The organism is Streptacidiphilus albus JL83 (assembly GCF_000744705.1).
Lineage (GTDB): Bacteria > Actinomycetota > Actinomycetes > Streptomycetales > Streptomycetaceae > Streptacidiphilus > Streptacidiphilus albus.
In genome coordinates, this window is record NZ_JQML01000001.1 from 6,898,908 (window position 1) to 6,919,226 (window position 20,319).

Sequence of the window (20,319 nt, forward strand, 5' to 3'; positions counted from 1 at the left end):
ATGCGGGAGAGGGCGCGCCACGACGAAGGCGCTCCGAGCGGGGATGTCTACGAGTGGTTCCGGCGGGGCAGCGACCTGCTGGCTGGCGGCCACCCGGGTGCCGCTGTTCAACTGCTGGCCAGGGCCGCCGAGTCGGAGCCGGCTTCGACGGCGATCCGGGAGACGCTGGCCCGTGCACAGTTCGACGCCGGCTGGTACGCGGCGGCGCTGGAGAACTTCCGCGAGGTCGCCCAGGCGGATCCGTCGGACGACTACGCACAGTTCGGCTGGGGGCTGGCGGCGGCGCGGACGGGGGACTTCGAGGAGTCCGCGAAGCACCTGGCGCTGGCGGTCGCGATGCGTCCGGAGTCGGAGCACTACCGGGCGGCCCTGCGGCAGACCCGGGCGACGCTGAAGGCCCGGGCCGGAGGATTCGGTACGGTCAGAGGTGCGCAGGACCAGGACGAGTAGAGAGATCCGACCCATGCCTGACCTTCCCGACACTTCTCCCGTCCCGGCGGACGACCGGCACTCCGGCGGGGCGCTGCCGCTGTACCGGGTCTACGACACGGCGCTGCTCGACCTGGACGGCGTGGTGTACGCCGGGCCCCGGGCGATCGACCATGCGGTGGAGGTGCTGGCGGAGGCCCGCGCGGAGGGCATGCGGCTGGCCTACGTGACCAACAACGCCTCGCGGACGCCGACCACGGTCGCCCACCACCTGACCGAGCTGGGCGTGCCGGCCGAGCCGAGCGACGTGATCACCTCGGCGCAGGCGGCGGCCCGGGTGGTCGCGGACCGGGTGCCCGCCGGGTCGCCGGTGCTGGTGATCGGCGGCGCGGGACTGGTCGAGGCGCTGACGGAGCGCGGGCTGAAGCCGGTGCGCTCGCTGGACGACGGCCCGCTCGCGGTGGCCCAGGGCTACGACCCGACGGTCGGCTGGACCCAGTTGGCCGAGGCCTCCTACGCCGTGGCGCAGGGCCTGCCGTGGGTGGCCTCCAACACCGACCTGACCATCCCGACCGCGCGCGGCACGGCCCCCGGCAACGGGACGCTGGTCGCGGCGGTGCGCACGGCGACCGGCGTGGAGCCGGTGGTGGCCGGCAAGCCGCTGCCGCCGATGCACAGGGAGACGGTGATCCGCACCGGCGCCAAGCGGCCGCTGGTGATCGGGGACCGGCTGGACACCGACATCGAGGGCGCGTTCAACGGCGGCGTGGACAGCCTGCTGGTGTTCACCGGCGTCACCGCCGCCCGGGACCTGCCGTCCGCGCCGCCGGAGCACCGCCCGACCTACCTCGCGGCCGACCTGCGCGGCCTGCTGCGGGTCCAGCCGGAGCTGGTGGCCGGGGCGGACGGCTCCTTCGGCTGCGGCGGCTGGACCGCGACGGTGCGGGACGGCGCGGTCGGCCTCGGCGAGTCGCGCGGCGAGGACCCGTACGACGGCTTGCGCGCCCTGTGCGCGGCGGTCTGGGCCGAGGCGGACGCGTCCGCCGCCGAGGCGCCCGACTGGCGGAAGGCGTTCACCGAGCTCGGCCTCTGAGCGCCCCGGCCGGGGCGCCGCCGGGGATCAGAGCAGCTTGCGCAGCTGCAGCAGGTCGAGGATGCTCGCCTCCAGCTTGACCCGTCCGGACGCCCAGGCCGAGGCGAAGTTGAGCCGCCCGTTGACCAGTTCGACCAGGTCGTCGCCCTTCATGGCAAGCCGGAGCTGCGCCTTCTGCGCGGGCTTGCCCGGGAGCTCGGTGATGTCCTCGATCCGGCCGTCCCGGAGGCGTCCGGTGAAGGTCAGGTCGAGGTCGGTGATCCAGCAGGTCAGCGAGCGGTCAAGGGCGGCGGCGGCGCGGACGTCGCCCTTGGCGTTGCCCAGGTTCTCGCTGAGTTGGATCAGTGCCGCCCGGCACTCGGCGGGGTTGGCCATGGCGCTGTGTGCTCCTGGTCGCTGGGAGGGTGGCGTCGGTTCCGGCGACGCTACCGCAGCGCCGGGACCCCGCGCTGATACCGGGTGCGGCGCGGTGAAGCTGTAGCGTCATTCCTGGGGCACCGAACAACAGGACGCACCAAGGGGACCACGATCCAGGAGAGGGAGGGCCGGATGCGCGACATGCTGCGCGACTACCTCAAGCTGGCGGCCGATGCCGCAGCGGGGGCGGCGGGGGAGTTTCGGCGGCGCGCCGAGTCGGGCGCCCGCGAGCTGGTGGAGCTGTCCGGTCTGGATCCGGAGCAGCTGCGCGCCAAGGTTCCCGCGTCCGTGCTGTCGCTGGCCGAGGAGGTCGTCGGGGCGGGGCGCAGCAACTCGGAGCTGCTGATCGGGTTGGTCCGTTCGGAGGCGGACAAGGCGTGGAGCCGTCTGGGCGACGGCATGGTCCAGGTCGGCGTGGTGCTGGAACTGCTGGAACGGCAGGTGCGCGCCCTCCAGGGCGGGGAGGACGAGGCGGCCCCGTCGGCCGAGCCGAAGCCGAAGCCCGAAGCGGAACGCGAGCCGGAACGCGAGTCGCGGCCGAAGCCCGCTTCGCGGGCCGAGCAGGCGTTCCCCCGACGGGCCCCGCGCCCGGTCCGGGTGGTGGTGGACCCGGAGGACGGAGCGGCGAGCGCGGCGGCAGCCGCTGCGGCCAGGCGGCGCGCGGCCGTCCCGGGCATGCGGAAGGTGGCCGAGGGCCGTAGCGCCGCAGCGTCGGCGAGGCCGACCGAGGTCGCGGAGCGGGTACCGGCGCGGAAGACCGCAGCGAAGAAGCCTGCGGCGAAGAAGACGGTAGTGGAGCAGGCCGCGCCGAAGCAGGCCGCGCCGGCGAAGGCTGCGCCGAGGAAGGCCGCGACCAAGAAGGCGGTGGCCGAGCCGGCTTCCGCCGACGGGGCTGCGGCGAAGAAGGCTCCGGCGAAGAAAGCTCCGGCGAAGAAGGCTGTGGCGACGAAGGCTGTGCCGACGAAGGCTCCGGCCAAGACGGCCGCCACCACGACCACTGCCGCGAAGAAGACCACGGCCAAGAAGACCACGGCGAAGCAGACTGTCGCCAAGAAGGCCACGCCGAAGACGCCGGCCACCGCCGCGCAGGCCCCGGCGCGGAAGCCTCGGCAGGCCAAGGGGTCCGCCGGCGATGAGTGAGCCGGTGGCGGAAGCCCTCGGGGCCGGGCCCGATCCCGAGCCGCGCGGACCGGGACCCGAGCCCGAGCCCGCGTCCGAGCCCGCGTCCGAGGTCGAAGGCGGACCCGCAGCGGCGCCCGTTCCGCTGCCGCAGCTCACCGAGACCGGCCACCCGGGGGTGGACGCCGCGCTGGGACAGCTGGAACAGCTGGCGGACGTGCCCACGGGGGCCCGCGCCGAGCTGTTCGAGAGCGTCCACCAGCGGTTGCGCGACACCCTGGCCGCGCTCGACCAGCCGCGCCCCTGAAAGCCGAACCTCTGAAGCCGAACCCCTGAAGCCAGCACCCGATCCACCGATCGACAGTCCCGAGAACGCAGGAGCTGAACCGCACGTGGCAGTCGCACGACGCCGTCTGGACGCCGAACTCGTCCGCCGTAATCTGGCCCGTTCGCGGGAGCATGCCAGCGAGCTGATCGCCGCCGGGCGGGTCACCGTCGGCGGGGCCACGGCGACCAAGCCGGCCACGCAGGTGGAGACCTCGGCGGCGGTCGTCGTGGCCAAGGACGAGAACGACCCGGACTACGTGTCCCGGGGCGGCCACAAGCTGGCCGGGGCGCTGGCGGCGTTCGTCCCGCAGGGGCTGGCCGTGGCGGACCGCCGCTGCCTGGACGCCGGGGCGTCCACCGGCGGCTTCACCGACGTGCTGCTGCGCGCCGGGGTGACCGGCGTGCTGGCGGTGGACGTCGGCTACGGGCAGCTCGCCTGGTCGCTGCAGAGCGACGAGCGGGTGACGGTGATGGACCGCACGAATGTGCGCGAGCTGACGCTCGAACAGATCGGCGGCGTCCCGGTCGACCTGGTGGTGAGCGACCTCTCGTTCATCCCGCTGGGGCTGGTGCTGTCGGCCCTCGTCGCCTGCACCGCCGTCGACGGCGACCTGGTGCTGATGGTCAAGCCGCAGTTCGAGGTGGGCAAGGAGCGGCTCGGCAGCGGCGGGGTGGTCCGCAGCGCGCAGCTGCGCCAGGAGATGATCGAGAAGGTGGCCGGCCAGGGCGCCGCGCTGGGCCTGGGGGTGCGCGGGGTGACGGCGAGTCCGCTGCCGGGGCCGTCCGGGAACGTCGAGTACTTCCTCTGGTTCCGGCGTGACGCGGAGCCGCTCGACCCGGCCGAGGCGGCCCGCGCTGTCGCCGAGGGGCCGCAGTAGCGAACGGTTGGTGGCCGGTGGGCGACGACCAACCGGTAGTGTCGGAATCCGTCATCTGCCGGTCCGACACGAGGGGGAGGCGCGGGAGGCCGAGGTCGTCCTGTCGCGCTGGAGGAATCCATGACTGACCGCACTGTCTTCATGCTGGCCCACACCGGACGGGAGGAGGCCCTGCTCAGCGTCGAGTCCCTGGTCGAGGGCCTGCTGAAGGCCGGGATCCGACTGCGAGTGCTGGCCGAGGAGGCCCCCGACATGGGTTTCCCGGCCGGGGTCGAGGCGGTGCCGACCGGTCCGGGCGCCGCCGCCGGCTGCGAGCTGATCCTGGTGCTGGGCGGCGACGGAACGCTGCTGCGCGGTGCCGAGCTCTCCCGGGAGTCGGGGGTGCCGATGCTCGGCGTCAATCTGGGCCGGGTCGGCTTCCTGGCCGAGGCCGAGCGGGACGACCTGGCCAAGGTCGTCGAGCGGGTCGTCGACAGTGACTACGAGGTCGAGGAGCGGATGACCCTCGACGTGATCGTTCGCACGGACGGCCGGGTGGTGCACACGGACTGGGCACTGAACGAGGCGTCCGTCGAGAAGGCATCACGCGAACGCATGATCGAGGTGGTGACCGAGGTCGACGGCCGCCCGGTCTCCAACTTCGGCTGCGACGGTGTGGTCTGCGCGACCCCGACCGGTTCGACCGCCTACGCCTTCTCGGCCGGCGGGCCGGTGGTCTGGCCGGAGGTGGAGGCGCTGCTGATGGTCCCGATCAGTGCCCACGCGCTCTTCGCCAAGCCGCTGGTCACCTCGCCGGACTCGGTGCTCGCGGTCGAGGTGCAGCGGAAGACGCCCAACGGCGTGCTGTGGTGCGACGGGCGGCGCACGGTGGAACTGCCCGCCGGCGCGCGGGTGGAGGTCAGGCGCGGGCGGATTCCCGTGCGCCTCGCCCGGCTGCACCGCGCGCCGTTCACCGACCGGCTGGTCGCCAAGTTCGCCCTTCCGGTCACCGGTTGGCGCGGGGCTCCGGGACAGCGCTGAGCGGCTGGCCCGGCCGAACCACGCGCCGGTGGAACAGCAGCTCCGGCGGCCCGGAACTGCGGAGCCGGTGGCCCGGACCGCGAAATCGAAGGCGCGGAGCGGTGCCGCTCGTCGCACGAAGGGCCCATAACCTCGTAAGGTCAGCTCCGTGCTTGAGGAAATGCGGATACGGGCCCTCGGTGTGATCGACGACGCCGTGGTCGAGTTGTCGCCGGGCTTCACGGTGGTCACCGGGGAGACCGGGGCCGGCAAGACCATGGTCGTGACCAGCCTCGGGCTGCTGCTGGGCGGCCGGGCCGACCCTGCGCTGGTGCGCAACGGTGCCGAGCGGGCGGTGGTCGAGGGCAGAGTGCTGCTGCCGCTCGGCTCGCCGGTGGCGACGCGCGCGCTGGAGGCCGGGGCGGAGCTGGACGACGGCGCGCTGCTGCTCAGCCGCACCGTCTCGGCCGAGGGGCGCTCACGGGCGCACATCGGCGGCCGGTCGGTGCCGATGAGCCTGCTGGCCTCGCTCGGTGAGGACCTGATCGCCGTCCACGGCCAGACCGACCAGCAGCGGCTGCTGCAGCCGGCCCGGCAGCGCGGCGCGCTGGACCGCTACGCCGGCGACGGCGTCGCCCTGCCGCTGACCGAGTACCAGTCCGCCTACCGGCGGCTGCGCGAGGTCACGGCGCTACTGGACGAGCTGACCACCCGGGCGCGCGAGCGTGCCCAGGAGGCCGACCTGCTGCGCTACGGGCTGGACGAGGTCGCCGCCGCCGAGCCGCTGGCGGGCGAGGACACCGAGCTCGCCGCCGAGTCCGAGCGGCTCGGCCACGCCGACGCGCTCTCCTCGGCCGCCCAGCTGGCGCACGGCGCGCTGGCCGGCGAGCCGGCCGACCCGGACGCGGTCGACGCCGGGACGCTGCTGGCGCAGGCCCGGCGGGCGCTGGAGTCGGTGCGGCACCACGACCCCCGGCTGGCCGCGCTGGCGGACCGGGTGGAGGAGGTCGGCTACCTGCTCGGCGACATCGCCGGCGACCTGGCCGGCTACGCCGACGACCTGGACGCCGACCCGGCGCGGCTGGCCGCCGTCGAGGAGCGCCGCGCGGTCCTCGCCCATCTGGTGCGGAAGTACGGCAGCCAGGAGGGCGGGCTGGCCGAGGTGCTGGAGTGGGCCGAGGAGGCCGCCACCCGGCTCACCGAGCTGGACGGCGACGACGACCGGATCGTGGCGCTGGAGGCCGAGCAGGAGTCGCTGCACGGCCGGGTCTCCGGGCTCGCCGGGCAGCTGACCGCCGCGCGGCAGGGCGCCGCCGACGCCTTCGCCAAGGCGGTGACGGCGGAGCTGACCGAGCTGGCGATGCCGCACGCCCGGGTCAGCTTCGGGATCACGCCGGCCGAGGACTTCGGTCCCTACGGCGTGGACGAGGTCGAGGTGCTGCTGCAGCCGCACCCGGGCTCGCCGCCGCGCCCGATCGCCAAGGGCGCCTCGGGCGGTGAGCTGTCCCGGGTGATGCTGGCGGTCGAGGTGGTGTTCGCCGGGGCCGACCCGGTCCCGACCTACCTGTTCGACGAGGTCGACGCGGGCGTCGGCGGGAAGGCCGCGGTCGAGGTCGGCCGTCGGCTGGCCCGGCTGGCCCGGACCTCGCAGGTGATCGTGGTCACCCACCTGCCGCAGGTGGCGGCGTTCGCGGACCGGCACCTGGTGGTCGAGAAGACCGTCGACGGCACGGTCACCCGCAGCGGCGTCACCACGCTCTCGGACGCCCAGCGGGTCAGGGAGCTGTCGCGGATGCTGGCCGGTCTGGAGGACTCCGAACTGGGCCGCGCCCACGCGGAGGAGCTGCTGGCCGCGGCGAGAACGGCGGCCGCGCCGCCGAACGGGTGAGCCCGGGGAAGGGGCTGACGCCGACTGTCCAAGACCCCGGTCGAACTGCCATCGTGGAGCAGCCCGGACAGTTTCGAACTGACCCGAACTGACCCGACGACCCCGTCCGCCCCGTCCCGACCACCAGCCGCGCGACCCGGCCGCCCTGCCCCGACCGGGCCGGGCCGGCCGGGTCCGACCTGATCCGCCCCGTCCCGAACGAGAGGGAGACGACGCCGACCGTGGAGCACACCCCCGCAGCTACGACCGGACAGCTGCATGCTGTCCTGGTCCTCGCCGGCAGTGCCGGCGGTATCGGTGCGCACGTCCGTTCGCTGGCCCAGGGGCTGAGCGCGCACGGCCTCGACGTGACGGTCTGCGGACCGGCGGAGACCGACGAGCTGTACGGCTTCTCGGCCACCGGCGCGCGGTTCCACCCGGTGGAGATCACGCCGACGCCGGGGCCGCGCACCGATGCCGCCGCCGTCGGCGAGCTGCGGCGGGCCTTCGCCCGGGCGACGCTGGTGCACGCCCACGGGCTGCGCGCGGCGCTGCTGTCCGACCTGGCGCTGCGCACGGCGCGGGCGGGGACGCCGCTGGTGGTCACCTCGCACCAGGCGAACCTGGCGACCGGCGTCGAACGGCGGCTGCTGCGGCTGATGGAGCGCCGGGTGGCGCGCGCGGCCGACCTGGTGCTCGGGGTCTCCTCGGACCTGGTGGCCCGGGCCCGGACACTGGGGGCGGCGGACGCCCGGCTGAGCCCGGTGGCCGCGCCCCCGCTCCCGCTGCCGCTGCCGGAGGGACGCCGGGAGGCGGCCCGCGCGGCGCTGCTCGGGCCGAAGGACGCGCCGGACCGGCCGATCGTGCTGGCGGTGGGCCGACTGGTCCCGCAGAAGAACTTCCATCTGCTGTTCGACGCGGCCTCCGGCTGGCGCGGCAAGGACGAGCCGCTGGTGCTGGTCGCGGGCGACGGTCCGGAGCGCGAGCTGCTGCGGGCGCGGATCACCTCGGAGAAGCTGCCGGTGCGGCTGCTCGGCCAGCGCTCGGACATCCCGGACCTGCTGGCCGCCGCCGACGTGGTGGTGATCTCCTCCCGCTGGGAGGCGCGGTCCCTGGTCGCCCAGGAGGCGCTGCGGGCCGGGGTACCGCTGGTGGCGACGGCGGTCGGCGGCCTGCCGGAGCTGGTCGGCGACGCGGCGGTGCTGGTCCCGCCCGGCGACCGCTCGGCGCTGTCGGAGGCGGTGTCGGGGCTGCTGGCCGACCCGGTCGGCCGGGCGGACCTGGCCGCCGCCGGCCCGCCGCAGGCCTCGACCTGGCCGGACGAGGCGGCGACGGTGGCCCAGGTGCTCAGCGTCTACGACGAACTGACGACCCAGAACGGCCACTGACCGGCCGAGGCGGCGGCTCGCGGGTCAGTCGGCGGTGACGGTGAGGGTCAGCGTGCCGTCCGGGCCGGCCTCGACCCGGAGCTGCCCCAGGTGGTCGATGCTGACGGTCGCGCCGTAGCCGGCGGTGGCCCGGCCGACGCCGACCACGCGCATCCCGGCGGCCAGGCCGGCCGCGACGCCGGCCTCGGAGTCCTCCAGGACGACGCAGTCGCCGGGGGCCGCGCCGAGCTCGGCGGCGCCCTTGAGGAAGCCCTCGGGGTCGGGCTTGCTGAGGGTGACGTGCTCGGCGGTGACCACGACCGGCGGCAGGGCGAGCCCGGCGGCGCCCATCCGGGCCCGGGCCAGCGCGTCGTCGGCCGAGGTGACCAGGGCGTGCGGCAGCCCGCCCAGCGCGGCGAGGAAGGCCGGCGCGCCCTCGATCGGCACGACGCCGTCGGTGTCGGCGGTCTCCTCGGCGAGCATCCGCCGGTTGTCCGCGTGGTTGAGCTCCATCGGGCGGTCGGGCAGCAGGATCGCCATGCTGGCGTAGCCCTGGCGGCCGTGGACGACGCCGAGCACGGCGTCCCCGTCCAGCCCCTGCGCGGCGGCCCAGCGCCGCCAGACCCGGCCCACCGCCGCCCCGGAGTCGACGAGGGTCCCGTCCATGTCGAGCAGCAGGGCCCGAGCGGTGAGGACGGCGGTGGGGGCGGCGGAGGCTGACAGCGAGGCGGACATGGAGCTCCTTGGAGAGGACCCTGCTTTGTTCCTCAAATATACAAACAACGCTCCGGCGCCACTGCCGCTTTCCCCGCCCCGGTCCGGGCCTCAGAGGCCAGGCAGGCCGCCGCAGGCGGTGAGCCGGAGCGCGGTGTCGATCAGCGGCACGTGGCTGAAGGCCTGCGGGAAGTTCCCCACCTGCCGCTTGTGCTTCGGATCCCACTCCTCGGCGAGCAGCCCGACGTCGTTGCGGATCGCCAGCAGCCGTTCGAACAGGTCGCGGGCCTCGTCCAGCCTGCCGATCATCGCCAGGTCGTCGGCCAGCCAGAAGGAGCAGGCCAGGAAGGCGCCCTCGTCGCCGGGGAGCCCGTCCAGGCCCTCGGCGCCGCCGCTGGTCGGGTAGCGCAGCACGAAGCCGTCGGGGGTGAGCAGCTCGCGCTGGATCGCCTCGATGGTGCCGATCACCCGCTTGTCGTCCGGCGGCAGGAAGCCGACCTGCGGGATCAGCAGCAGCGAGGCGTCCAGCTCCCTGGAGCCGTAGGACTGGGTGAAGGTGTTCCGCGCCGGGTCGTAGCCGTTCTCGCAGACGTCGTCGTGGATGGCGTCGCGCAGTTCGCGCCAGCGTTCCAGCGGGCCCTCGTTCGGGGTCTCCTCGATCAGCCGGATCGTCCGGTCCACCGCGACCCAGGCCATGACCTTGGAGTGGACGAAGTGCCGGCGCGGTCCGCGGACCTCCCAGATGCCCTCGTCGGGGTTGCGCCAGTGCTGCTCCAGGTAGCTGATCAGCTGGAGCTGCAGGTGGTGGGCGTGGTCGTTGCGGGCCAGGCCGGTCATGTGGGCGAGGTGCAGGGCCTCGACGACCTCGCCGTAGACGTCGAGCTGGAGCTGCTCGGCGGCGCCGTTGCCGATCCGGACCGGGGCGGAGCCCTCGTAGCCGGGCAGCCAGTCCAGGATGGCCTCGGTGAGCTCCCGCTCGCCCGCGATCCCGTACATGATCTGCAGGTTCTCCGGGTCGCCGGCGACGGCCCGGAGCAGCCACTCGCGCCAGGCGCCGGCCTCCTCCCGGTAGCCGGTGCGGAGCAGCGAGGACAGGGTGATGGCCGCGTCGCGGAGCCAGGTGTAGCGGTAGTCCCAGTTGCGGACGCCGCCGATGTCCTCCGGCAGCGAGGTGGTGGGTGCGGCGACGATGCCGCCGGTGGGGGCGTAGGTGAGGGCCTTGAGGGTGATCAGCGAGCGGACCACGGGCTCGCGGTAGGGCCCTTGGTAGGTGCACTGGGCGACCCAGTCCTGCCAGTAGCGCTCGGTGGCGGCCAGCGCCTCCTCGGCGTCGGGGGCCTCGGGCGCGCCGAGGTGCGAGCCCTGCCAGGTGAGCGCGAAGGCGATCCGCCGCCCGGCCTCGACGGTGAAGTCGGCGTAGGTGGTCAGGTTGCGGCCGTAGGTCTCGGCCTCGCCGTCGAGCCAGACCGAGTCGGGTCCGGCGACGGCGACGGTGCGGGTGCTGGTCCCGTCCTCGACCTTGTGCACCCAGGGGACGATCCGGCCGTAGGAGAAGCGCATCCGCAGGGCGGAGCGCATCCGGACCCGGCCGCTCAGGCCCTCGACGATCCGGATCATCTGCGGGACGGCGGAGCCGACGGTGTGCGGGTCCCCCAGGACGTGGCGCGGCGGCATGAAGTCGATGACCCGGACGCTGCCGCGGGGGGTGTCCCACTCCTGCTCCAGGATCAGCGAGTCGCCCCGGTAGCGGCGGCGGGTGGCCGGCTGGGCGGGCGCGGCGGCGGTCGCCGGCAGGGCCCGCATCTCGCCGCTCTCCTCGAAGGCGGGCAGGCGCGGCGCACTGGACCGGGAGTGGCCCCGGCCGCGGTCCCGGTCGTGGCCCCCCTCGTGGTCGGAGCCGTCCTCGGGCCGGGCCGGGTCGGCCGGGCCGATCCGCCAGAAGCCGTGCTCGTCGGTGCCGAGCAGCCCGGCGAAGACCGCGGGGGAGTCGAACCGGGGCAGGCACAGCCAGTCGACCGCGCCGTCCCGGCTGACCAGGGCGGCGGTCTGCATGTCTCCGATGAGTGCGTAGTCCTCGATGCGGGCAGCCACGTGGATCTCCAATTGCAGGGTGTGCGCCGGTATCGCCGGGCCGGACGGCGAGGGGGCCGGGGGCGGACGACCGCCGGGAACGGGGCCGGAGGCGGGCCTGTTCCGGGGGCTGGGGTCGGGGCGTCAGGGCTGGCGTGGGGGCTGGCGTGAGGGCTGGGGGGCGCGCGACGGCAATACGTCATTGCAGCTTACGACGCAGGTGGGGTGGCCGGTGACGATGGTGATCGCGGCACGCCGGGGGGACCCGGCACGAGCGGCGGCGCGGCGGCGGGGGAACGCGATCGGCGCGGCACGCTGATAGGCTGGTACCCCGTGGACTGGTGCGCTGCACCGCCGCTGACCCGCCCCCTCAGGGATCGCCGGGTACTCACAGACGCGACCACGGGAGCCCCCTCTTGGCACAGCCCCATTCCGCCTCGGCGCGGAACAGCACGACGACCAAGCACCTCTTCGTCACGGGAGGCGTGGCCTCCTCGCTCGGCAAGGGGCTCACCGCGTCCAGCCTGGGGGCCCTGCTCAAGGCACGCGGCCTGCGGGTCACCATGCAGAAGCTCGACCCGTACCTGAACGTCGACCCCGGCACGATGAACCCGTTCCAGCACGGTGAGGTCTTCGTCACCGACGACGGCGCCGAGACCGACCTCGACATCGGCCACTACGAGCGCTTCCTCGACACCAACCTGCACGGTTCGGCCAACGTCACCACCGGCCAGGTCTACTCCACGGTGATCGCCAAGGAGCGGCGCGGCGAGTACCTGGGCGACACCGTCCAGGTCATCCCGCACATCACCAACGAGATCAAGTCCCGGATCCGCCGGATGGCGACCGACGACGTCGACGTGGTGATCACCGAGGTCGGCGGCACCGTCGGCGACATCGAGTCGCTGCCGTTCCTGGAGGCGGTCCGTCAGGTCCGGCACGAGGTCGGCCGGGACAACGTCTTCTTCGTCCATGTCTCGCTGCTGCCCTACATCGGCCCCTCGGGCGAGCTGAAGACCAAGCCGACCCAGCACTCGGTGGCGGCGCTGCGCAGCATCGGCATCCAGCCGGACGCGATCGTGCTGCGCGCCGACCGCGAGGTGCCCTCGGCCATCAAGCGCAAGATCAGCCTGATGTGCGACGTCGACGAGGAGGCCGTGGTCGCCGCGATCGACGCCCCGTCGATCTACGACATCCCCAAGGTGCTGCACGCCGAGGGCCTGGACGCCTATGTCGTCCGCCGGCTCGACCTGGCCTTCCGCGACGTCGACTGGACCGTCTGGGACGACCTGCTGCGCCGGGTCCACGAGCCCGAGCACATCGTCAAGGTCGCGCTGGTCGGCAAGTACATCGACCTGCCGGACGCCTACCTGTCGGTGACCGAGGCGCTGCGGGCCGGCGGCTTCGCCAACCGGGCCCGGGTCGAGATCAAGTGGGTCGCCTCGGACGACTGCCGCACTCCCGAGGGCGCGGAGCAGCAGCTCGGCGACGTCGACGCGATCTGCATCCCCGGCGGCTTCGGCGACCGGGGCGTGGACGGCAAGGTCGCCGCGATCACCTACGGCCGGGAGAAGCAGATCCCGCTGCTGGGCCTCTGCCTGGGCCTGCAGTGCGTGGTCATCGAGGCGGCCCGGAACCTGGCCGGCCTGCCGGACGCCAACTCGACCGAGTTCGACCCGGCGGCGCAGCACCCGGTGATCTCGACCATGGCCGAGCAGCTGGAGATCGTCGACGGCAAGGGCGACCTGGGCGGCACCATGCGGCTCGGGCTCTACCCGGCGAAGCTGGCCGAGGGCTCGATCGTCCGCGAGGTCTACGGCGGCGAGCAGTACGTGGACGAGCGCCACCGCCACCGCTACGAGGTCAACAACGCGTACCGGGGCGAGCTGGAGAAGACCGGCCTGGTGTTCTCCGGGCTCTCGCCCAAGGGCGACCTGGTCGAGTACGTGGAGTACCCGCGCGAGGTCCACCCCTACCTGGTCGCCACCCAGGCGCACCCGGAGCTGAAGTCCCGCCCGACCCGGCCGCACCCGCTGTTCGCGGGCCTGGTCGCGGCGGCCGTCCGCCGGCAGACCGGCGCGGAGGCCGAGGCCGTCGCCGGCGCCGTCGCCGAGGTGGCCGCCGAGGTCGCCGCCGAGGTCGCCGAGCAGGGCTGAGCAGGACCGGACACCCGACCCGACGGCGGCCGCACGATCTTGCGCGGCCGCCGTCGCGTACGTTGTACCCGTTCGGACAGCAGGGTTTTCGGACAGTAGGAGTCGTGGAGGCGTCATGTCGGAGCAGCAGCCCATCGCGGACACTCCGGAGGAGTGGCCGGTCACCGCCTCGCGGACCGCGTTCACCGGGAAGATCTGGGACATCCGCACCGAGGACGTGGTGATGCCGGACGGGGCGGCGGTCGCCCGCGACTTCATGCGGCACCCGGGCGCGGTCGGCGTGCTGGCGCTGGACGAGCAGCGGCGGGCGCTGCTGGTGCGTCAGTACCGGCACCCGGTGCGGCACCGGCTGTGGGAGCTGCCGGCCGGGCTGCTGGACGTCCCCGGGGAGAACCCGCTGCACGCCGCGCAGCGCGAGCTCTACGAGGAGGCGCACGCCAAGGCGGGGGACTGGCGGGTGCTGGTCGACTTCTACAGCTCGCCCGGCGGCAGCTCCGAGGCGCTGCGGATCTTCCTGGCCCAGGACCTGGCCGAGGCGGAGGGCGAGCGCTTCGCGGCCGAGCACGAGGAGTTGGACCTCCAGGTCGACCGGGTGGACCTGGACGAGCTGGTCCGGCTGGTGCTCGCCGGGGAACTGCACAACGGCGCGCTGGTGACCTCGGTGCTGGCGGCGAGGGTCGCGCTGGACGGTCCCGGCCTGGACTCGCTGCGCCCGGCCGAAGCCCCCTGGCCCGCGCGTCCGTTCGAGTGACTTTGCTGGTAATCGCATTGTCCTCGGAGGTCTCGCCGATGCTGTGAACTACGCTGCGTCCAGGGGTTCCAGGAGGCGCCGTCCACGGTGTCCGGGACGGGAGTCGCACAGGTGGCTGCAGTACAGACGGCACGTCGGTTCGGGGCGGGACTGCCCCAGGATCCACCCTTCTTCGGCGGTCGGCGGGCCGAGCTCGCCCGGCTGCGCGAGGAGATCGGCCGGGCGCCGTTCGCGGCGTCCGCCGCGGCGCGCTCCGGCACGGCGGGCCCGGCGCCGAGCCGGGTCCTGGTCGTGGCCGGCCGTCCCGGCTCGGGCCGGACCTCGCTGGCCGTGCACTTCGCCCGGAGCGTCGCCGAGGACTACCCGGACGGGCAGTTCTTCGTCCGGCTGAGCGAACCCGGGGGCGGGCCGCTGCCCGCCGACCGGGTGGCCCGGCAGCTGCTGGCGGCGCTGGGCGAGCCGGTCGGGGAGGCCGCCGAGGCCGCGGCCGAGCCGCCGGGGCCGGACCCGGCGGCCGCCGGGCACCCGGACTGCGCGGCCCTGCGCGCGGCGCTGGCCGAGCGGCGCGTGCTGCTGGTGCTCGACGACGCCGGCAGCTCCGAGCAGCTGCGCGCCCTGCTGCCGGACGCCCCCGGCTGCCTGGTCGTGGCGGTCACCGCCGGACCGCTGACCGGGGTCGCCGACGCCCGGCCCTGCGTCCTCGGCGGGCTCGACGTCCGGACCTCGCTCGCGCTGCTGACCGGCTTCGCCGGGGACACCCGGATCGTCTGCGACCCGGTCGCCGCCCGCGGGCTGGTGGAGAACCTCGGCTGCCATCCGGGCGCGCTGCGGCTGGTCGGCGGCTGGCTGCGGACCTGCCCCAACGCCTCGGTGGCCGACGCGCTGCGGCTGCTCACCGAGTCCTCGCCGCGGATCAGTCTGGTCAAGCAGCCCGGCGCGGCGCTCCGCGACGCCGAGCCGCTGCGCCGCGCCTTCGACCTCGCCTACGACGGGCTGTCCGCGCAGGCCGCACGGCTGCTGCGGCTGCTGGCCCTGGCCCCGGCCGGCCGGGCCGAGCCGCGGACCGCCGCCGCGCTGCTGGGCTGCCCGGTGGACGCCGCCACCGCGCACCTCGCCGCGCTGGCCGAGCGCCGGCTGGTCAACCCGTACCACCCCGGCTCCGGCTTCGGGACCGGCGCCGACCCGGACTCCGCCGCCGCGCCCGGCGCCGAGCCGCAGCACGACGGCTACCAGCTGCCGGAGAGCCTGCGCGCCCCGTTGCTCGGACTGCTGGCCGCCGACCGGGCCAGCGAGACCGAGCTGGCCCGGGCCAGGGTGCTGGAGCGGCTGGTCCGGCTGCTCGGCGCCTGCGTCCACCGGCTCGCGCCCGGCGGCGGGCCCGAGCCCGAGCCGCTGCCCGCGCCGCTGCGCTTCGGCTCCGCCGCCGACGCCTGGCACTGGCTCGACAGCGAGCTGCCGGTGCTGCGCTCCGCCCTGCGGATCGCGCTCGCGGACGGCGCGCTGGACGGGCTGGCGATGCGTCTGGCCACCGGCCTGGTGCGGGCGCTGCCGCTGTGGTCCGGCGGCAGCGAGGCCGTCGCCACCGACCTGTACGAGCTGCACGAGTCGATCCTGGAGCTGGCCCGGCGCGGCGGGCTGCCCCGGCAGCAGGCCGCCGCCCTGGTCAACCTGGGTGACCTGCACGCCCGCCGGGGGCAGCACGGGCGCGCGCTGGAGCGCTACCGGGCCGGGCTCGGCCCGGCCCGCTCGGTCGAGGACCAGGTCGCGGTCGGCCGGATCCTGGAGGCGGTGGCCGGCGCGTACCGGGCCTCCGGCGACCTGGTCCGGGCCGTCGACTGGTACGGCAGGGCGCTGGCGCTGCGCCGCACCCGGGGCGAGCGCGCCGACGAGCTGCGGCTGCTGGGCCGGCTCGCCGCCGCGCACACCGCGCAGGGACGCTTCGGCGAGGCGCTGCGCGAGTACCGGGCGGCGATCGCGCTGCACCGCAAGCTCGGCGACCAGGAGGGCGCGCTGGGCGCGATCCTCGGCTCGGCCCGGGTGCAGGAGCAGGCCGGCCACGCCGAGCAGGCCCTGCGCACCCAGCGCGAGGCGCTGGCCTCGGCCCGGGAGCTGGACGCGGCCGGGGACGGCCACCGGCTGGAGGCGCTGGTGCTGGTGCGGATGGCGGAGGGGCTGGAGCGGGCCGGCGATCCGGCGGGGGCCCGGGCGCAGCGGGAGCAGGCGGCGGCCCTCGGCCTGCCGGCCACCCGCCGCGCCGAGCCCGCCGGCGCCGACTCCAGCGCTGCTGACTCGGCTGAAACTCCTGTCCCGGCCGAGGTGACGACGGCCGTTTCGGAGTGAATGATGGGGATAGGGGCGAGAAGGTCCCTTTTGGTGGGATTCGCCGCCTGACTGGCCGCGCAAGCCTACGAAACTGCCAATCGAGGATAAATATTTAGTCGGATTGGAAGGCTGGCGGATCGCTCCGGCTTCATTACACTCGTAAGTGCCGCAACCAGTGCGCGGCCACCCTTCGGCGTATCCGTCGTCGGGGTACCCCCATGTGCAAGGGACGTGTTTAGCCGTGAAGGTCGGCATCCCCCGCGAGGTCAAGAACCACGAGTACCGCGTGGCCATCACGCCTGCTGGCGTGCATGAGCTGGTCCGCAACGGACACCAGGTCTTCGTCGAGAACAACGCCGGTGTTGGCTCGTCGATCCCGAACGAGGAGTACGTCTCCGCCGGAGCGACCATCCTCGGCACCGCCGACGAGGTCTGGGCCACGGCCGACCTGCTGCTCAAGGTGAAGGAGCCGGTGGCCTCCGAGTACCACCGTCTGCGCAAGGGCCAGACCCTCTTCACCTACCTGCACCTGGCCGCCTCCCGGGAGTGCACCGACGCGCTCCTGGCGTCGGGCACCACGGCCATCGCGTACGAGACCGTGCAGCTCGCCAACGGCGCCCTGCCGCTGCTCGCCCCGATGTCCGAGGTCGCGGGCCGGCTGGCCCCGCAGGTCGGCTCGTACCACCTGATGCGCCCGGCCGGCGGCCGCGGCACCCTGCCCGGCGGCGTCCCCGGCACCCACGCGGCCAAGGCCGTGGTCATCGGCGGCGGCGTCTCCGGCTGGCACGCGGCGACCATCGCCATCGGCATGGGCTACGACGTGACCCTGCTGGACCGCGACATCAACAAGCTGCGCGACGCGGACAAGATCTTCGGCAACAAGATCAAGGCCATCGCCTCCAACGCGTTCGAGCTGGAGAAGGCCGTCCTTGAGGCCGACCTGGTCATCGGCGCGGTGCTGATCCCGGGCGCCAAGGCCCCGAAGCTGGTCACCAACGAGCTGGTCTCGCGGATGAAGCCGGGCTCGGTGCTGGTCGACATCGCGATCGACCAGGGCGGCTGCTTCGAGGACTCGAAGCCCACCACGCACGACGACCCGACCTTCACGGTCCACAACTCGGTGTTCTACTGCGTCGCCAACATGCCCGGCGCGGTGCCCAACACCTCCACCTACGCGCTCACCAACGCGACGCTGCCCTACATCGTCGAGCTGGCCAACCGTGGTTGGAAGGAGGCCTGCGCCCGTGACGCCGCGCTGGCCAAGGGCCTGAACGCGCACGAGGGCCAGCTGACCTACGCCTCCGTCGCCGAGGCGCACGGCCTGGGCTCGGTCGACCTGGACACCGTCCTGGCCTGACGCCGGACCGGTCGAACCCCGCCGAGGGCGGGGCGCTGCACCCATGGGTGCGCCGCCCCGCCCTCGGCGTTGCCGTCTTCCGGGGCCGTTCCGTTGATCTGCCGTGATGAAAAGTCAACTTGTCGCTGGTGGAGTCACTCCCGCGTCCGTGCCGCCGACGTCCCGGGAACGGCCCTCCGCGGAGTAGTTTCGCTGGTGTCGCGAAGCTGATCGGGGGTGGCTTTCGGCCGTGGTTCAGTGATCTGGTCATATCGACATGTTGGTTCGTGCATCACTGGTGTGGTGGTTGACGCTACTGTGTCGTTGCTAGGCTGCGGCACGGCACATGCCGCCCAGTGGAGGGGGCACAGCCCCAGAGCCCCACCAAAAGTTTCCGGTGTCAACGGCGGTCGCCAAGGAGGTAAGACGACTTGTGAATGAGTCGACATTTGCTCCCGGGGGTGGTCAGCCTGGACTGGTGCAGAACGCCGCCGGTCGCTCCGGGGAGGACGAGGTACGCACCTTCGACGCCCGGCAGCAGCCCGGCTACTCCCCGTCCCACGGACACCAGCACGCGGGCTCCGAGCAGGGAGCGGCCCGCTACGACGAGGTCTACGACGCGGCGGCATTCGACGCCATCGAGCCCGGCTACGCCCAGAGCAACATGCCGGAGGGTCAGTTCTACGATCCCGACGCCGAGTACGAGCCCGACGCCGAGTACGCCGCCACGCTGGCCCCCGACGCCGCCCGGCAGCGCCGGGAGCGGGTCGGCCCCACCGGTCGGCCGCTGCCCTACTTCCCGATCCCCTCGCCGCTGACCGAGCACGGTCCGGCGAAGATCGTCGCGATGTGCAACCAGAAGGGCGGGGTCGGCAAGACCACCTCGACCATCAACCTCGGCGCGGCGCTGGCCGAGTACGGCCGCCGGGTGCTGCTCGTCGACTTCGACCCGCAGGGCGCGCTCTCGGTCGGCCTCGGCGTCAACCCGATGGAGCTCGACCTCACCGTCTACAACCTGCTGATGGAGCGGGGCCTGACGGCGGACGAGGTGCTGCTGAAGACCGCCGTCCCCGGCATGGACCTGCTGCCGTCCAACATCGACCTGTCCGCCGCCGAGGTCCAGCTCGTCAGCGAGGTCGCCCGCGAGTCGGCACTGGCCCGTGCGCTCAAGCCGCTGCTGCCGGACTACGACTACGTCATCATCGACTGCCAGCCCTCCCTCGGGCTGCTCACGGTCAACGCCCTGACGGCGGCTCACAGCGTCATCGTGCCGCTGGAGTGCGAGTTCTTCGCCCTGCGCGGGGTCGCGCTGCTCACCGAGACCATCGAGAAGGTCTGCGAGCGGCTCAACCCGGACCTCCGGCTCGACGGCATCCTGGCGACCATGTACGACTCGCGCACGGTCCACAGCCGCGAGGTCCTGGCCCGCGTGGTCGAGGCCTTCGGCGAGCACGTCTTCCACACGGTCATCGGCCGCACGGTGCGCTTCCCGGAGACCACGGTCGCCGGTGAGCCGATCACCACCTACGCGTCCAACTCCGTCGGCGCCGCCGCCTACCGACAGCTCGCCAGGGAGGTGCTCGCCCGGTGCCCCGTCGAGTGAGTCTCCCGGGAGCGGACGAACTGTTCCGGACCACCGGGGGAACGTCGCTCACTCCGGCGCCGCGCGCGCCGGACTCCCTGCAGAACCGCGAGGCCGCCCAGGAGCGCGAGGCCCGGGCGAGCCGCGAGGGACAGCCGGCCGACCCGGCGGGGGAGCACGGTGCGGCGGCGGTCGGCGACGGCTCCGCCGAGGCGGCGGAGGGCGCGCAGCCCGCGCAGTCCGCGCAGTCCGCCGAGCGGCCCCCGCAGCAGGCCGGCCCTTCGGCTGGCCAGGTCGTCGGTCAGGCCTCCGGCCAGATGTCCGGCCAGATCTCCGGACAGTTCGGCGCCGGCCGCACGCCCCCGGCGGCCACGGCGGCGGGACCCACTCCAGTGCCGCCCGCAACGGCGTCAGCCGCAACGGTGCGGCGACGATCGCCCCGATGGCCGTCCCGCTCACCGCGCCGATGTCCGCCCCCGGCCGTTCGATCGCCAAGCCTCCCGCCGCCCCGGCCGCCCCGGCGGAGGAGCCCGCCCGGCGCAAGCCCCGGGGGGCCGGCCGCTCCCGTCCGACCGGACGCGAGCGGCACGAGGAGAAGATCACCGTCTACGTCTCCGCCGAGGAGCTGATCGACCTGGAGCACGCCCGCCTGGTGCTGCGCGGCGAGCACGGACTCGCGGTGGACCGGGGCCGGATAGTGCGCGAGGCGGTCGCGGTGGTCCTGGCCGACCTGGAGCAGCGCGGCGAGGCCAGCATCCTGGTACGGCGGCTGCGCGGGCGCTGAGGCCGGCGGCCGGCCGCGCTGTCGGCGGCACGTCGTAGGGTGGTCGGACGATGCCGCCGATCCGGTGCCTCCGTACAGGAGCACAGCGTGTCGGCGCGCCAGGAGGGC

Annotated in this window: 17 protein-coding genes; 14 read left to right on the top strand and 3 right to left on the bottom strand. The window is 74.1% G+C overall.

Annotated elements, in window-relative coordinates:
* Window positions 1-450 (top strand): tetratricopeptide repeat protein, encoded by a 450-nt coding sequence (locus tag BS75_RS30315; protein WP_034090543.1) that lies wholly within the window; start codon window positions 1-3, stop codon window positions 448-450.
* Window positions 451-463: 13 nt separating this feature from the next.
* Window positions 464-1,522 carry an HAD-IIA family hydrolase gene (locus tag BS75_RS30320; protein ID WP_042440769.1) on the top strand — a complete coding sequence of 353 codons (1,059 nt, stop codon included), beginning with the start codon at window positions 464-466 and terminating at the stop codon, window positions 1,520-1,522.
* A 27-nt stretch (window positions 1,523-1,549) separates the two neighbouring features.
* Here the strand turns inward: BS75_RS30320 and BS75_RS30325 are convergent, their stop codons facing one another.
* Window positions 1,550-1,897 carry an SCP2 sterol-binding domain-containing protein gene (locus tag BS75_RS30325; protein WP_034090544.1) on the bottom strand — a complete coding sequence of 116 codons (348 nt, stop codon included), beginning with the start codon at window positions 1,895-1,897 and terminating at the stop codon, window positions 1,550-1,552.
* A 174-nt stretch (window positions 1,898-2,071) separates the two neighbouring features.
* On the opposite strand from BS75_RS30325, the gene BS75_RS48630 reads away from it, so the two are divergent.
* From BS75_RS48630 to BS75_RS30355, 6 genes are all read left to right on the top strand, one after another.
* Complete coding sequence (locus BS75_RS48630) at window positions 2,072-3,079, top strand: hypothetical protein (RefSeq protein WP_052069792.1); 1,008 nt, start codon at window positions 2,072-2,074, stop codon at window positions 3,077-3,079.
* Window positions 3,072-3,365 carry a hypothetical protein gene (locus BS75_RS30335; RefSeq protein ID WP_042440768.1) on the top strand — a complete coding sequence of 98 codons (294 nt, stop codon included), beginning with the start codon at window positions 3,072-3,074 and terminating at the stop codon, window positions 3,363-3,365. Before BS75_RS48630 ends, BS75_RS30335 begins: the two co-directional genes overlap by 8 nt.
* 85 nt (window positions 3,366-3,450) lie before the next feature.
* Complete coding sequence (locus BS75_RS30340; protein ID WP_034090546.1) at window positions 3,451-4,263, top strand: TlyA family RNA methyltransferase; 813 nt, start codon at window positions 3,451-3,453, stop codon at window positions 4,261-4,263.
* 120 nt (window positions 4,264-4,383) lie between these two features.
* Window positions 4,384-5,283: an NAD kinase gene (locus BS75_RS30345; protein WP_034090547.1), complete on the top strand. Its 900-nt coding sequence runs from the start codon at window positions 4,384-4,386 to the stop codon at window positions 5,281-5,283.
* A gap of 160 nt (window positions 5,284-5,443) precedes the next feature.
* Window positions 5,444-7,150 carry a DNA repair protein RecN gene (gene recN / locus BS75_RS30350; RefSeq protein ID WP_034090548.1) on the top strand — a complete coding sequence of 569 codons (1,707 nt, stop codon included), beginning with the start codon at window positions 5,444-5,446 and terminating at the stop codon, window positions 7,148-7,150.
* A gap of 221 nt (window positions 7,151-7,371) precedes the next feature.
* Window positions 7,372-8,517, top strand: a complete 1,146-nt coding sequence (locus tag BS75_RS30355) for a glycosyltransferase family 4 protein (protein ID WP_034090549.1) — start codon at window positions 7,372-7,374, stop codon at window positions 8,515-8,517.
* Between the two features lie 24 nt (window positions 8,518-8,541).
* Here the strand turns inward: BS75_RS30355 and BS75_RS30360 are convergent, their stop codons facing one another.
* Both BS75_RS30360 and BS75_RS30365 read right to left on the bottom strand, forming a co-directional pair.
* Window positions 8,542-9,231 (bottom strand): HAD-IA family hydrolase, encoded by a 690-nt coding sequence (locus BS75_RS30360; protein WP_034090550.1) that lies wholly within the window; start codon window positions 9,229-9,231, stop codon window positions 8,542-8,544.
* A gap of 90 nt (window positions 9,232-9,321) precedes the next feature.
* A complete protein-coding gene (locus tag BS75_RS30365; RefSeq protein ID WP_034090551.1) occupies window positions 9,322-11,301 on the bottom strand; it encodes a glycoside hydrolase family 15 protein in 1,980 nt (659 codons plus the stop codon).
* A 395-nt stretch (window positions 11,302-11,696) separates the two neighbouring features.
* Here BS75_RS30365 and BS75_RS30370 point away from each other — a divergent pair, with 395 nt between their 5' ends.
* The 6 genes from BS75_RS30370 to BS75_RS52315 all read left to right on the top strand — a co-directional run bounded on the left by BS75_RS30370 (window position 11,697) and on the right by BS75_RS52315 (window position 20,211).
* Window positions 11,697-13,436, top strand: coding sequence for a CTP synthase (locus BS75_RS30370; protein ID WP_081982714.1), 1,740 nt, complete (start codon window positions 11,697-11,699; stop codon window positions 13,434-13,436).
* Between the two features lie 115 nt (window positions 13,437-13,551).
* The gene (locus BS75_RS30375; protein WP_034090552.1) at window positions 13,552-14,187 is read left to right on the top strand and encodes an NUDIX domain-containing protein; all 636 of its coding nucleotides are present in this window, start codon (window positions 13,552-13,554) and stop codon (window positions 14,185-14,187) included.
* A 111-nt stretch (window positions 14,188-14,298) separates the two neighbouring features.
* Window positions 14,299-16,527, top strand: coding sequence for a tetratricopeptide repeat protein (locus BS75_RS30380; protein WP_052069793.1), 2,229 nt, complete (start codon window positions 14,299-14,301; stop codon window positions 16,525-16,527).
* A 223-nt stretch (window positions 16,528-16,750) separates the two neighbouring features.
* Window positions 16,751-17,866 (top strand): alanine dehydrogenase, encoded by a 1,116-nt coding sequence (ald, locus tag BS75_RS30385; protein WP_034090553.1) that lies wholly within the window; start codon window positions 16,751-16,753, stop codon window positions 17,864-17,866.
* A 457-nt stretch (window positions 17,867-18,323) separates the two neighbouring features.
* A complete protein-coding gene (locus BS75_RS30390) occupies window positions 18,324-19,448 on the top strand; it encodes a ParA family protein (RefSeq protein WP_408022563.1) in 1,125 nt (374 codons plus the stop codon).
* Window positions 19,449-19,869: 421 nt separating this feature from the next.
* On the top strand, window positions 19,870-20,211 hold the full coding sequence (locus BS75_RS52315; RefSeq protein ID WP_408022564.1) for a hypothetical protein: 342 nt from the start codon (window positions 19,870-19,872) through the stop codon (window positions 20,209-20,211).
* Window positions 20,212-20,319 lie beyond the last annotated feature (108 nt).